This window comes from Balneolales bacterium ANBcel1, from assembly GCA_029688905.1.
GTDB lineage: Bacteria > Bacteroidota > Rhodothermia > Balneolales > Natronogracilivirgulaceae > SLLW01.
In genome coordinates this window covers 316,930-331,208 of record JARULB010000005.1, presented here as the reverse complement: position 1 = coordinate 331,208, position 14,279 = coordinate 316,930, and the positions used below count along the sequence as shown (strand labels likewise).

Annotated in this window: 8 protein-coding genes; 6 read left to right on the top strand and 2 right to left on the bottom strand. The window is 53.6% G+C overall.

Translation table 11 applies throughout. The features are described 5' to 3' along the window. The 3 genes from QA596_09020 to QA596_09010 are packed head-to-tail and all read left to right on the top strand — an operon-like array spanning nt 1 to nt 2,901. On the top strand, nt 1-387 hold the full coding sequence (locus QA596_09020; GenBank protein ID MDG5767603.1) for a response regulator transcription factor: 387 nt from the start codon (nt 1-3) through the stop codon (nt 385-387). Beyond that, nucleotides 384-1,514: a HEAT repeat domain-containing protein gene (locus QA596_09015; GenBank protein ID MDG5767602.1), complete on the top strand. Its 1,131-nt coding sequence runs from the start codon at nt 384-386 to the stop codon at nt 1,512-1,514. Before QA596_09020 ends, QA596_09015 begins: the two co-directional genes overlap by 4 nt. Continuing rightward, the gene (locus tag QA596_09010) at nt 1,504-2,901 is read left to right on the top strand and encodes a glycosyltransferase (protein ID MDG5767601.1); all 1,398 of its coding nucleotides are present in this window, start codon (nt 1,504-1,506) and stop codon (nt 2,899-2,901) included. The genes QA596_09015 and QA596_09010 overlap by 11 nt, the downstream gene beginning before the upstream one ends. A 64-nt stretch (nt 2,902-2,965) precedes the next feature. Here QA596_09010 and corA read toward each other — a convergent pair whose 3' ends face one another. Next, nucleotides 2,966-4,102, bottom strand: coding sequence for a magnesium/cobalt transporter CorA (gene corA, locus QA596_09005; GenBank protein ID MDG5767600.1), 1,137 nt, complete (start codon nt 4,100-4,102; stop codon nt 2,966-2,968). A gap of 396 nt (nt 4,103-4,498) precedes the next feature. Between corA and QA596_09000 the strand changes: the two genes are divergently transcribed. Beyond that, nucleotides 4,499-7,840: a T9SS type A sorting domain-containing protein gene (locus QA596_09000; GenBank protein MDG5767599.1), complete on the top strand. Its 3,342-nt coding sequence runs from the start codon at nt 4,499-4,501 to the stop codon at nt 7,838-7,840. Nucleotides 7,841-7,962: 122 nt separating this feature from the next. Continuing rightward, the gene (locus QA596_08995) at nt 7,963-9,978 is read left to right on the top strand and encodes a glycoside hydrolase family 97 protein (GenBank protein ID MDG5767598.1); all 2,016 of its coding nucleotides are present in this window, start codon (nt 7,963-7,965) and stop codon (nt 9,976-9,978) included. Nucleotides 9,979-10,007: 29 nt separating this feature from the next. On the opposite strand, the gene QA596_08990 is transcribed toward QA596_08995, so the two are convergent. Then, entirely contained in the window at nt 10,008-13,223 is a 3,216-nt protein-coding gene (locus tag QA596_08990; GenBank protein ID MDG5767597.1) for a glycoside hydrolase family 2 TIM barrel-domain containing protein, read from the bottom strand. Nucleotides 13,224-13,568: 345 nt separating this feature from the next. On the opposite strand from QA596_08990, the gene QA596_08985 reads away from it, so the two are divergent. Further along, nucleotides 13,569-14,276, top strand: coding sequence for a TetR/AcrR family transcriptional regulator (locus QA596_08985; GenBank protein ID MDG5767596.1), 708 nt, complete (start codon nt 13,569-13,571; stop codon nt 14,274-14,276). Nucleotides 14,277-14,279: the final 3 nt, after the last annotated feature.

The following is a 14,279-nucleotide window of genomic DNA, read 5'->3' as shown; positions in this document are numbered from 1 at the left end:
ATGAATCCAAAAGTATTGATTATCGATGATGACCCCGCTGTGGCAAAGTTCATTAAGTTTCGCCTGACCAAAAAGGGTTTTGAGGTGGATCATGTGGATAACGGGATCGACGGATTGCATGCCATCGGAGAGTTGCAACCCGATCTGGTCATACTGGATCTGATGATGCCCGGGATCGACGGACGTGAAGTGGCCGAACAGGTCCGTGAATTCAATCTGATTGACCCCAACCGGATCATCATACTTTCCGGAAAGGAAATGAGCAGTGAAATCAAGGCACTGTTTGAGCTCGGAGTTCATGACTGTATCCAGAAGCCGTTTAATATCGACAATCTTCTTGTCCGGATTGAAAGAGCCCTGTACCTGTTGTCTCAGAAAAAGGAATGAATCCGTCAGCCGCCAATGCCACTTTTATTGATGCCTGGGCACCGGCTGTTGTAGCCGCAGTTATTGTTTTGCTCGCCGCTGTTTTTCTGATATTGATTCTGTACACCACACTGAGTCGTTTCGTAATGAACCGCAAAAGAAGGCGCGACAAGCAAGTGGAAGAGAAACTTCAGCCGTTGATCTATTCCTGTCTGGATGGGGAAATGAGCCGAAAGGAGTTTTCAAGCATGATTCGAAGAAAACACGAGATCCTGGCCGCTTATAAAGTTATTACGCTCATGATCGAGAACCTGTCGGGAGCAGAGCGGCAAAGGCTGCAGGCTCTATTAGAGCTTCCGGCGTTCCGGGTGTATTTTTACCGCAGGTTGCGGTCACGGCGTCCAATGGATGTTGCCCAGGCCTGCAGATATTTTTCCCGGAAAGCAGTGATTGATAAAGGGGCTGTAAGCCGCCTGATCGCACTCCAGGGCCATCCCTATAACGTTATTGCCTATGCGGCTACACTGGCTCTGGTTAATTCCGGCGACCGTATTGTGAGGGATAAGGCCCTCGTCCGGTTCTTGCACAGACCCCGAAACGCCTCCATGGCCGTTCATGACATTATCTTCACCTATTATGAAAAGAACCGGGATAAGGATGAGGTTTCGGAGAAACTGGTGTTCTTTGTAATGGATTCCCGAATACCGGACCAGACACGGGCGGCTGTTATTTCCATGTTTCCGACTTTTGGTTTTTACCAATGGGAAAATAATCTGCATGAACTTTTGCTGCTGGTGTTACCCGGCGATTCCAACGGCAAGCTCACTGCAACACTGGTACGGGTTCTGTATGAGCTTTCGGATGGCAATATTGAAGCGGAGATCAAAAAGCTCCGCCTTCGGGAATCCCCCTTTCCGGAGGTGCGGCTCGAAGTAGCCAGGATCTATGCCGATGCCACAGACCCGGAAAGCGTCGACATTTTGCTCGGAATGGCGCATGACGAAGACCTTGAAGTGCGAATCGCAGCTCAGAGAGCCCTGGCGAAACGCGAAGGGAACAATCTGCCGGATCATCTGTTTTCCAGGGAAATTCTCCCGGAATGGAGAGCGATGAAACAAAGCGAGGAGGTGTGTTCCGATGCTCTATAGTTTGCTTTTCGCCATCAATGTTCTGGTACTTGGATATTTCTTTATCGTCAATCTGGTATACATGATATTAATTGCGGCGTCCTACCGGAATGTCCGTAAATACCGGGATGTAGATCAGATTTTTAAAATGACCGGGGTTTACAGCACGAATTTATATAAGCCTGTAAGCATTATCGCGCCGGCATTTAACGAAGAACAATCCATAATCCACTCCGTCAACGCTCTGCTCAACCTGAAGTATGCAAACCTGGAAGTTGTAGTAGTCAACGACGGTAGCAGCGACGATACCCTGCAAAAACTGATCGACTACTATAAGCTGAAACCGGATCGGCGCTATCGCCCCCGGTTCCTGGAACACAAGCCCATCCGGCAGGTATATTCATCCCCGCGATACCCTGCGCTCGTGGTTGTTGACAAGGTAAACGGGCGCAAGGCCGATGCCCTGAATGCCGGACTGAATATCGCGAATAACGATTTGATTTGTGCTGTCGACGCCGATTCAATGCTCGAGCCGGATGTTATAGTGAAAATGCTGCGTGTGTTCATGGAAGATGAAAACACCATCGCCGTGGGCGGGGTGATTCGCGTAGCCAACGGATGCACCTACAAACACCGTATGGTCGATCGTGTTTTGCTTCCGAAAACGTTCCTGGGTCGCATTCAGGCCGTTGAATACCTGAGAGCCTTTCTGTTTGGCCGGGTCGGCTGGGACTATTTCGACTCACTGCTTGTGATTTCCGGCGCATTCGGGGTTTTTGATCGAAAGGCGGTGATCAAAGCCGGTGGTTATCTGCACGATACCGTGGGAGAGGATATGGAGCTGGTAGTTCGGCTTCACAAGTATCACCGGGATAATGACATCCCCTATCGCATCCGGTTTATCTCCGAACCGGTCTGCTGGACCGAGGTGCCGGAGGACCGCAAAACCCTGGCCAAACAACGTAACCGATGGCACCGGGGGCTGGCTGATTCGCTGTTTCGCCATCGCGACATGATGTTACGGCCATCCTACGGCAAACCCGGAATGGTGGCCATGCCGTTCTTTGTTTTTGGCGAACTGCTGGCACCGGTAATAGAATTGTCGGGTTTTATTCTTGTAGGAATTTCGTTGTGGATGGGCGCCATCAACGTGACCTTTGCCCTGCTGTTTCTGACCTTCGCCATTGTGCTCGGAATGATCCTTTCGATCAGTGCCGTTTTACTCGAGGAGATGACCACCAGACGCTACGATCGACCGATGGATGTGGTCGTTCTGGCCGTTTACGCCCTGTTTGAAAATTTCGGATACCGACAGCTTCACGCATGGTGGAGACTCAAAGGCCTGGTGGACTACCTGAAAGGAAACAAGGAATGGGGGACCATGGTCAGGAAAGGTATCGGCAAGTGAATTTCCCGCACCCGGAATTGTTTTCCGGACATCACAGAACGAATTGCAGGGTTGCCTACAACCCCTATATCCATTTTCTTCTTCGGAACAGCACCAGCATCCCCAGGGCGATGGCCAGCATGATACCAAGTATCCCGAAATAGCCGTATCGCCACCCGAGTTCGGGCATGTACTCGAAATTCATCCCGTAAATACCCACAACAAACGTAAGCGGAATGAAGATGGTGGCGATGATGGTCAGCATTTTCATCACCTGGTTCATTCGGTAACTGACGCTGGAGAGATACAGGTCAAGCATTCCTGCCAGCAAGTCCCGGTTCGTCTCCACACTGTCGATCACCTGGATGGTGTGGTCGTACAAATCACGCAAGTAGGGAATGGTTTTCTCATTAATGAGCTCCGATTCCGACCGCTCCAGTTTACCGATGGATTCACGCAGCGGCCAAACCGACTTGCGAAGAAACAGGACCTCCCGTTTTATTTGATAGATTTCGTTGAGAGTCCGGGAATCGGGAGCCGACATCAACTGCTCCTCGATTTTTTCAATTTGGTCACTGATGCTCTCCAGGTTCAGAAAATAGTGGTCGATGATCATGTCCATGATCGCATACAGCAGATAATCCGGGCCAACCTTCCGGATGCGACCTCTATGTTCCCGAATTCTGGTAAATAGCGGCTTGAAGAGTGATTCATGCTTTTCCTGAAAGCAAAGCACAAAATTACTTCCCAAGATCAGGCTCACCTGATCGATTCCGATGTGACGATTCTCGGGTTCATAATCCAGTACCTTCAGTGTTACAAAGACATGGTCGTCGAATATTTCGACTTTGGGCCGCTGATGAGGGTTCAGTATGTCTTCGCACACCAGCGGATGGATTCCGAAATGCCGGGCAAGCGCTTCAATTTTTTCCGCGTCATGCAGGCCGGTGATCGTAATCCATGACACCGTTCCGGTGTCGCGCATGGGGAAAATCGCCTCAATTTCCTTTGACTCCTGCTCATCCAGGTAATCGTTATTGTAGTCAATCCATGAAACATGAAGGCTGTCGACTTTTTTTCGTCCGGTGAAAACCGGTGTGCCAGGTGGAAGGCCAATTTTACGGGCGGTGTTTCGGAATAAGCGTGACATGATGCCGAGAATGAACGTAGTGTTGTCCCGGACGGACAGGGTTACCGGCCAGGCTGAAAAGGAAAGGTACATAAACCGGAGAATGAATCAAGCAATGGCCCCTATCAACAACTTCAAGTGTAGAAATCCGGTTTCGGATATTTTCGGCAATGCTGGCAGCAGGGCACAAACCCGGGTGCCGATAATGGTAGCACAGCTTTTGAATCCGATGCGACACGGATGGCAATTACGGATCATAAACGCTTGTGCTGCATGCGAATGAAAAGTCGATCAGGTTGATCAACGCACTTATTGACAGGCGCTTGCCCGCAAGTGTTGAAATATCAACTAATTATTGTTAAGTTTGTCGGTGTCGGGGCTGTGGGTTTTCGTTTTTGGCCATCCCCTCCCGCCAGAGAGCAACCCGCGCATATATCGATGGCCTGCCACTGTCCCATTGTGCCAATCACGTACACTTGACGAGAAGGTATGGAACAATTGCTACGTCCCCTGTCTGTTACATTGACCCTGTTTCTGTTGCCGGTTGTCCTGTCCGGGTCGACGATCACACTTGAAGAGCACGGCCACGAGTACCATATTACCGGAACGGTCATCGATCCCGGCGGTGACCCTGTTCCGGGCTTGATTGTGGATCTTGTCGACGCACAGGATGTGCTGATCGATCGGGATACGACCTCCGCAGAGGGGGGCTACAGCGTTTCCCGGACGGTGACTTCTGCCGACCCCGGCCGATCCGATGAAACACCCGGCCAGTTTGAACTGGAACCGATATATCCCAACCCTACGGGGGGGCAGTCCATCCTCCCTGTGCGTGTAGCTGCTGAAGGGGTATACCGTATTGAGCTTTTCAGTGTGGACGGGCGCCTGGTCACCTCCCTCGAAGAACGAATGAACCCCGGCCGGCATACCGTGCACATCGGCATGCCGACCAGTGCCGGCAGCTATCTGGTGCGGGTTCGGGGAAATGGCTTTAGCGCGACACGCCAGGTTACCTCGCTTTCGGGAAGCGGTGCGCGGCTGGCCGTTGTCCACGGATCCGCACCTCCCTCCGTCCGGGATGAGGCACCGGTCCGGACCGGCATCAAGCAGCCATTCTCACTGTTTGATACCGGATCAGTGACGCTGAAAGTGCATGGTGACGGGCGATTCGAAGAGTATTCGGTTCACATTGATACACCCGGTACCCATGAGTACGACATCGTACTGCAACCGGCCGGAGCGGATCCTGCGGTCGCGTGCGCCAATCTGCAGCCGGCGGAAAGTGGTTCGGTCCCGGCCCGATATATCGAACTTGAAGGCCTGGGCGAAGAGTTCGGCCAGGAACCAATGGCCTGGTTTTACGACGCGACGACCGATGAGCCGGACGAGGATGCCCGCCATCCCGCATTCATCGAACGCATCGGTGATGGCGGCGAGGCTCGGGTTGCCGTTCCGCTGCATCCTGTGAACCTCATGGAGGGCGGTGCGGCGCATCTGGTTATCGTCAGCGAGGATGAGTCCGTTGTCTGCGAAGGGATTCCCTTCGAAATCGAGCCCATGGCGCCGGCGCCCGGAACCCTGACCGCCATCGCCGATGACCTGGAGGATATGCTGCTTGCACGCGCCGCAGCCATCGGGTATACCAAAGCCGAACTGCTGAGTACCGATCCGGCCACCCTCACTCCCGATGTGCTACCCATCGCCGCCGGCTTTCACATGCTGGAAGGCGAAGGCTTTTCCAATAATATCCGCGCCATTATCAACGGGGACGCGCCGATTGCCGCCGATACGGATGAAGAGGCCATGGAGTTGATGGAAGCGGCTTTGACGGCATCCGGCTACGCCGCCGACTTCGCCGCCTTGATTGAAGAACTCTCGGAGCTGCCCGAACTGGAGCAACTGGCCGAAGCCGAAACCGGCAAACGATTACCGGATAGTGATTTTCAGCAATCGTTCGGACTTGAACACGTCTCTTTGTCATCCGCCCAGGCATTGAGTAACTACATGAGCGCCCAGGCCCGGTGTGCCAATGCAAATACCGGAGCTGCTCAGGCGTCACGGGTTGGCGGCGGACTGGTACTTACCGGCGTGGCATTTCTGGTTCCACCCAGTGCCCCGGCCGCAGGAGTGGCTGCGCTCAATCTGTTTCTGATGGATTTGATCCTGGGTATTTGCGAAGACCAGTACCCGTCCAAATTGCGGGATATCCAGCTGACGGTGGATCCGGCATCGTTTTATGAAGACTCCGAAGATACCGGTGAATGGGAGGCCTCGCTGCAGGCAGAGGCAAACGGCTTTACACTGACCTGGCCGGATGCTATCGGTGCCATACCCGGTCTGGGCAAAGTCGGTGAAAAAGTGGGAAGCATCGCCCGTCAAACCGACGCGATCCAGGGGCTGGTCGGGGAGACGACCGAACTTGTTCAGGGCTTCGCGACTGCGGGATTGGGTCTGAGTGCCGAAAGCGGTCCGATTAATTACCCGGCCACGATTTACGGCCCGTTAACGATCGACCCGGCCTCCGATGAAGACTATTTCACCTGGGAAATAGTTTCACAGGCGGAAACGCCACCGTTCGGTTTTATCGATGACGACAGAGGCTATGAGCCTCTGGCTGCCGGCGAGGCGGAGTTGTGGGTGCAAACCGCTCCGGGCGCATTCCAGGACAACCACTCCAGCGCCCGGGAAGATCTGGAGGTGCGCGCAATCGATGTGGAGATAGAAATTCTCGGAATGGAGGGCATGGCGACCAACATCATCCGAATGGGACCCGAATCCATGTTCCAGTACGAAATCACACTGGCAGCCTCGGTGGAAAATGCTCATGACGAATCCGTCAACTGGTACTATGAAGTGCTGGAAGGTCCGGATCCGGTGGAATTTGAGCCATTCGGACCCGATAATGAGATGCTCTTCCTCGCGTTCGCGGAGGAGTCGGAAGGCTCCTACATGATTTTCGCGGAAAGCGGCACACGCGACGGGCCACGCGCCGGAAACGATCCGGTGCGACGAGACCACGCGGCGATCATTCTAAGTGAGGAGGAAGAGGATGAACCGGAGTCATTTTTATATCTTTCGCCCCGGCCGGGTTGCATCGTACCGGATCAGGACGATATCCAGTTCACGGCCAATCTTGGCGATGATGAGCAAATCCCGTTTTCCGAGCTGGATTACGCGCTCAGCGGACCCGGTTCGCTCTCCCAGGATGGACTCTACACACCGTCCGGCGTGGGACGTGTGAGCATCGCCGTCGCCTATAATCATCCCGATTTCGATGAACCGCTCACCGACGAGGTCTCGTTTTTTGTCAGGGAGTCCTGCGGAGAGCTGACCGTTTCGTCGCCCTATTTCACCTATGAGACCGGCGATGTCGGAGCCGATTATCTGGCAAGCAGCCTCATGAACGTGAGCAATATCTTCGGCGATTGGCCCGGTCAGGGTCCGGGAGGATATATCGTGCTTTATGCTTCCACCACCATCGGCGATTCGGGCGAGTGGGTCCGGGAACTGCCATGGGTAAGGGCCCCGGATTTCGGATCCGAAAACTGGTCGATTCCCGATTTCTACGACTCGTCGGGGGATCAATGGGTTCCGACCAGCAGAGATGTTGATGACTATTCCCGATATACCCTGACCATCGAGCGGACCGAAGAGGTTCTGGATGGTGAAGTAATCGGCGTTGTCAGCGGCAGCTTCGCAATGCCGATGTACAACTATTCGGAAGCCGAACGGCTGGATTTGCATCCCGATGAATACACCAGAGCGACATTCACCGGGACGTTTGAGAACATCCCGGTATCCGGGCCATGGTACCTGCCGACCCCTCCGTGATCGCAAAAACAGCTCTCTCGACACTGCGGGATTGGCTTTTTCCCCGCAATCGTGTATGTTATCGTTAACTCGTTGCAATGGTCCATGCACAGGGGCGAAACATTATAAAACAGAGGGTTGGTATGAAAATTTTGAAGAGGGTACGATCAGGGTTCTTGCTGTTTACCGTCAGTTTACTGACGCTGCAAATCAGCGAAGCGGCAACAGCCGGTATGGTTGATAACGAGGTTGTGCTGAGATCACCAGACGGACTCCTGGTCGCGACAGTCACGATCGGAGCCGATATCCGCTGGACCATCACCCACGACGGGGATCTTATTCTGGACGAATCGTCCATCGCCATGCATCTGGATGACGGCACGACATTTGGCGCGAATCCGGTACTTACCGACGTGTCCGAGCGCTCGGCGGACGAAGTCATCCACACCCGCCTGTACAAAAAAAGCGAGGTGCCCGACCGTTTCAACGAATTGGCACTTTCGTTTGAAGGAGACTTCGGACTCATTTTTCGCGCCTATGACGATGGCGCCGCCTACCGGTTTGTGACTTCACATGACGGAGAACTGACCATCCGGTGGGAGGATGTGGCTTTCAACTTCGCGGAAAACCATGTCGGACATATCCCCTACCTGGAGACTCCGGAAGGAGTACGCTACTCAAGCTCCTTCGAGAGTTTTTATAATCCGTTTCCATTGACGGAATTTGATCCGGAAAGGTTGTCCCACCTTCCACTGGTGATTGAAGTTGGCGACAAACGGGCCGCACTTTTGGAGGTCGATGTCGAGGATTATCCGGGCATGTTCATCGTCCCAAGCAGAACGCATGAGTATGGACTTTCCGCTCATTTTGCGCGTCACTCACTGGAGGAGCTGCAAAGCGGCTACAATAATCTCCAGCTCTTTTCCACCAAACGCGCCAATTATATTGCCCGAACCGACGGGGATCGCGTTTTCCCGTGGCGTGCCGTCGTCGTGGCCAATGAGGATGCCGAGCTGCTGGACAATGACATGGTATTCAGACTTGCATCTCCTTCACGTATTGACGACGATTCGTGGATCCGCGAAGGACAGCTTGCCTGGGACTGGTGGAACGACTGGAACATCTCCGGAGTGGATTTTGAAGCCGGTATCAACACCGAAACGTACAAGCATTACATCGATTTCGCCGCCGAGAACGGCATCGCATACATCCTTCTGGACGAAGGGTGGTCCATTGAGAGCAATAATTTGATGGAGACGATTCCGGAGATCGATCTCGAAGCGATTATCGCTCATGGAAAGGCAAATAATGTGGATGTATTGCTCTGGGCCGGATGGGTTCCGGTGCACCGGGACATGGAGGAAATCTTTGCCCTTTATGCCGGGATGGGCGTCAGGGGATTCAAGATCGACTTTATGGACCGGAACGACCAGTTCGTCATCAACTTCCATTATCGCGCAGCCCGAAAGGCGGCTAAGTATGAGATGCTGGTGAACTACCACGGGACGTATCCCCCCACCGGCCTGCAGCGTACCTGGCCGAATGCCATCACCTATGAAGGAGTGCGGGGCCTGGAGTATCATAAATGGGAGGATGAGGATCTTACATCTAACAATGTGGCAATTCCGTTCACCCGAATGCTGGCGGGTCCGATGGATTATACCCCCGGCGGTATGCGCAACGCGAATCGTCATAACTTCCGGCCGGTTCACTCGATGCCGATGACCCAGGGCACGCGATGCCATCAGCTGGCGATGTATGTGATGTACGAGTCACCGCTGGCGATGCTCGCCGATAACCCAAGCGCCTACAGAGCCGAACAGGAAAGCGTGGATTTCATCACATCCATTCCCACGGTGTTTGACGAAACGGTTCCGCTTGCCGGAAAGATTGGCGAGTATGCCGCTATTGCCCGCCGTAACGGAGACAACTGGTATGTCGGAGCAATGACCAACTGGGATGGCAAGGAGCTGACGCTTGATTTCTCGTTTCTGCCGGAGGGTGAGTACGAAGCGGTGATTTTCCGGGACGGAGTGAATGCAAACCGGGACGCGCGTGATTATGTGCGTGAGGTGAAGCTTGTCACAAACACCGACCGGATATCTGTTTCGATGGCAAGCGGCGGTGGATGGGTGGCCAGGCTTGTTCCGATCCGCTAATGACAAACCCGGCTCGCCCGATCATCAGCTTACTTCGCAACTAACGGTTCGAGTGTGATCGTGTAGGTATAGGGCCGCGCCTCGAGCCGGTACTGCGGATGCGGCCTGGCTCCCTCCGACCACGAATTGTCGCCCCCGACACCCATTTGTCCGTAATCCAGGTTGAGTGTGAAGTAATCGCGATCACCCTTGAGCTGATAGGTGTGGGTGGCTTCGTCAAGCTCCTGCTGGCTGTAGGGCCAGGCACTGAAATTCAACTGTGGTGTGCCTGAGACTTTAAAGCCGAGTCCGTCGGCATCACGAAACTCCACCCAGCGAACATCGGTACGGTTGGCGTTTTCCTGCGGCCTGACATAGTCGACGGCAAGATCACGTGTGTGCAGGTCGTAAATGCCGATTTGTGCCCCGGTTTTACGGTCCTCGTATGTTTCATGAGGCCCGCGCCCATACCAGGTCGTTCGTTCCATCGCGTCAGGTATGCGGGTTTGCATGCCCAGCCGCATCATGGGCTCATGATCCGGGTCCGGGTTGATCGCTGTTCCTATGCGAATCCGTCCGTTGGCATCGAACTCGTATGTATTGGTGTAACTTGCATCCCCAACAGGAATACGGAATTCGGTTGTGACTGTGACATGGCCGTTTTCATCCTGACGGGTTTTGATATCTGTCAACTCCCGGTTTTCGGCGGCATTCTCCCACTCGGCAAGCAGATGGGCAAGACCATGGCCATTGGCATCGTCATTGTCGGTGTGTGCCCGCCAGAAATTTGGAACAAGAGGCGCGGTAAGCATCTCATGGCCGTCGACGGTCCAGCGAACGAGCGCGCCCGTCTCCCGGTCGATATACGCACGAAACGTCTCTCCGGAGATCACATAATGACGCTCCTCCTCTTCAAGTGACAGATCAGACCCGTTTCCCGCATCGGTAACAGCGCCAAATGGATCGCTGTACTCCCCATCCTGCAAAATGAACTGATCCCAGGCAACCAGGTGGCCCGCCGGTGCCCATTTGTGATCATCCGCCAGCATGAAAGAGAGCGTTAAAATATATTCGGATGCCGGGTCCATGGCGATGTTGGTCAGCGGAACCTGAATCTCACCGGACGTTTGCGGCTTGATCTCGGGCAGCGTTGCCATGCCCTCAGCAATCACATGTCCGTCTTCCGTCACGGTCCATCGGGCATCCACGAAGTCCAGATCCCGGAAAAAGTACTCGTTAAAGACCTCGAATCGGCCGGCGCCGGCATCATCAGGCATCCGCACATGAATGTCCTGGTACACTTTTTTGACTTCCGGCATAGCCGGACTGGGTTCGCGGTCGGGCATTACTATGCCGTTGATGCAAAAATTCCCGTCATGGACTTCTTCCCCGAAATCGCCTCCGTAGGCCCAATATGTTTCGCCCTGATCATCGGTTTTGGCCAGGCCCTGATCCACCCAGTCCCAGATGAATCCACCCTGAAGCACGTCATAGGCCTTGATGGTATCCCAATAATCCTGGAGATTGCCGACGCTGTTGCCCATCGCATGCGCGTACTCACACAAAATGAGAGGCATTTCGGGATCGTTTTCGGCATAGGCCTGAATTTGTTGAATACCCGCGTACATCGGCACGGCCAGATCGGTCGCCTCCGTCACCCACGTTTCCATGGGCCAGTCCCAAAGATAATGGACAGGCCGTGTGGGATCGAATTCCCGGATCCAGTTGGCGCCGTCCACCAGGTTTTGGCCAATTCCGGACTCATTACCCAGTGACCAGATAATCACGGAGGGATGATTTTTATCCCGGTGTACGACGGATCGGATGCGGTCCAGATGCGTTTCTCGCCAGACGGGCCGATCGGCCAGGTACGGATCTACCACATACCAGGAGTCGTGCGACTCGATATTCGCTTCGTTGACCAGATACAGGCCGTAGCGATCGGCAAGCTCGTACCAGACCGGATCGTTCGGGTAGTGTGCCGTGCGAACCGCATTGATATTGTGCTGTTTCATGAGCTTGATCTCGGCGATCATACTGTCGCGCGAGATCGCCCGCCCGGTAAACGGATCATGCTCATGGCGATTGACCCCTTTTAGGAGGATCGGTTCTCCGTTGACAAGCAGCTGTGTGTTACGGATTTCAATTTGCCGGAACCCGAATTGGTGGCTGAGGATTTCGGTTGGTTCTCCGGCCTCATCCCAAAGCGTGAGCAGCAGGGTGTAGAGATTCGGTGTTTCCGCGGTCCACTTTTTGGGATTTTCGATGTGCGCTTCCAGGGAGACGGTCTGCAGGGATCCCGCTTCAATATCCGGTACAGGCATCTGCATAGCCGGGTCGGTGGTCACGGTGCGGCCCGCATTATCGACCAGCTCGACCGACAGGCGATGTGCTTCACCAGGGGAAGCGCCATCATCCGATGCACGTTCGTTCACATAACGCGCGATTTCGACATCAATCGTCAAATGTGCGTGGCGATACTCTTCGTCCAGCTCGGCATGGGCAAAGAAATCCCGGATGTGCGTTTTGGGCGTTGAGAAAAGGAATACATCCCGATAAATCCCGCTCCAGCGCCAGCGGTCCTGGTCTTCCAGATAGCTGGCATCCGACCAGCGGTAAACCTCCAATGCGACACTGTTTTCGCCGTCCCGAAGGTATTCGGTGATGTTAAATTCGGCCGGTGTTTTACTGCCCTGGCTGTAGCCGGCTTTCTCGCCGTTGACCCACAGATAAAATGCGCCATTCACACCCTCAAAATGGAGAAAGACCTCGCGTCCGTCCCAGTCGTCCGGAATCTCGAAGGTCTTAAGGTAGGATCCGACCTCGTTTTGTTCATGATCCACGTAGGGTGGATTGGTTGGAAAGGGAAATCCGAAATTGATGTATATCGGGCTTCCAAAACCTTCCAGCTGCCAGTTGGAAGGGACCCGAAGCAGGTCCCAGTCGCCCGAATCAAAATCGTTGCTGTAAAAACCGGAGGGGCGTTCCGAAGGATTCGGCGCCCAATGAAACTGCCAGTCACCGCTGAGAGTGCGGACATAGGGAGAGTTGCTTCGATCCATGGTTAACGCGGCTTCCCGGCTGGAATACGGAACAAGGGTGGCGTGAGGATCCTCCTTGTTAACGCCAATCATCTCCGGGTTTTCCCAGTCAGGGTGGGGTTGACGGTCGGCGGTATCGATCCCGGCAGTATTGCAGGCAGCTGCTGCTACAAAGAGGAACAAAATGACAAAAGTGGGAACCGAACATACGGATGATGATTTCATGGACCAGAAATTTTAGTTGAGATTTACAAGCACACCACCCAGGCAATATCCAAAAACTTTACCAAATAAGCGGGATTAAATCGGTTGATACTTCGGCGCTATGCGCTTCGGGCATGGGCGGTTGCTGTGATGGTTCCCATGGTGACGGTGCCGGTGGAATTCACTGCATCGACACGGGAAGCCTGCCTTAATAATAATTTAAAAAGACGGTTCGGAATCTATTGACACGATTCGGGAAGTTTATTATACTTGGATAAACCATTTGGTTGAACCATTAGGATTATCCTGCGGGATTAACTGATTTGCATAGTGTAATAAGGCTTACGGGCCAATTTCAGAATAAATATGAGTGAAGTCGAAAAAAATACGGAACAAGCAATAAAAGAAGCGGCACGAAAAATTTTCCAGATTGACGGGTACGCGGGTGCCCGGATGCAGGCGATTGCCGATGAAGCGGGCATTAACAAGATGATGCTTCACTACTATTTCCGTAGCAAGCAGCATCTTTTTGATGTCATCTTCGAGGAGGATTATACCACGCTGATGGCGCCGCTAGCCGTCATCCTGCGAAATCCGGAGCTGCATGTTGAGGATCAGATCATCACATTTGTGCGGCGTTATCACGATACCATGATTACGCATCCGCGGCTTCCGCTTTTTGTGGTGCATGAGTTTTCCAAAAATCCGCACAAGGTGCTGGAAATGGCACAAAAAAGCATTCCGGTCAGCAAAAGCGAAGAACCGGGGCATCCCGGCCTCAGCGCTACCACATTCATGGATCAGATCGATGAAGGCAAGGCCCGGGGCCATTACCATCCGGATGTCGATGCGGGTCAGCTGGCCGTCAGCATGCTGGGGATGTGCACTTATGCTTTTATTTCCAGGATTTCGGTCCAGACAGCCTATGAACTGACTGATGAGCAGTACGACAAGTTCCTGGAGGAACGCAAGGAGCACGTGATAGACCACACCTTCCGGATTCTCATGACAACAGACTATTACGAGCAGTGGAAGGAAAAAAATCAGAAGGAGAAAAAGAACAGATCAACCTGAACA

What these genes read in the sequence shown, in the direction of transcription:
- QA596_09010 (MDG5767601.1), top strand. Translation starts at nt 1,504, where the DNA reads ATGCTCTATAGTTTGCTTTTCGCCATCAATGTTCTGGTACTTGGATAT.
- corA (MDG5767600.1), bottom strand. Translation starts at nt 4,102, where the DNA reads ATGTACCTTTCCTTTTCAGCCTGGCCGGTAACCCTGTCCGTCCGGGAC.
- QA596_09020 (MDG5767603.1), top strand. Translation starts at nt 1, where the DNA reads ATGAATCCAAAAGTATTGATTATCGATGATGACCCCGCTGTGGCAAAG.
- QA596_08995 (MDG5767598.1), top strand. Translation starts at nt 7,963, where the DNA reads ATGAAAATTTTGAAGAGGGTACGATCAGGGTTCTTGCTGTTTACCGTC.
- QA596_09015 (MDG5767602.1), top strand. Translation starts at nt 384, where the DNA reads ATGAATCCGTCAGCCGCCAATGCCACTTTTATTGATGCCTGGGCACCG.
- QA596_09000 (MDG5767599.1), top strand. Translation starts at nt 4,499, where the DNA reads ATGGAACAATTGCTACGTCCCCTGTCTGTTACATTGACCCTGTTTCTG.
- QA596_08985 (MDG5767596.1), top strand. Translation starts at nt 13,569, where the DNA reads ATGAGTGAAGTCGAAAAAAATACGGAACAAGCAATAAAAGAAGCGGCA.
- QA596_08990 (MDG5767597.1), bottom strand. Translation starts at nt 13,223, where the DNA reads ATGAAATCATCATCCGTATGTTCGGTTCCCACTTTTGTCATTTTGTTC.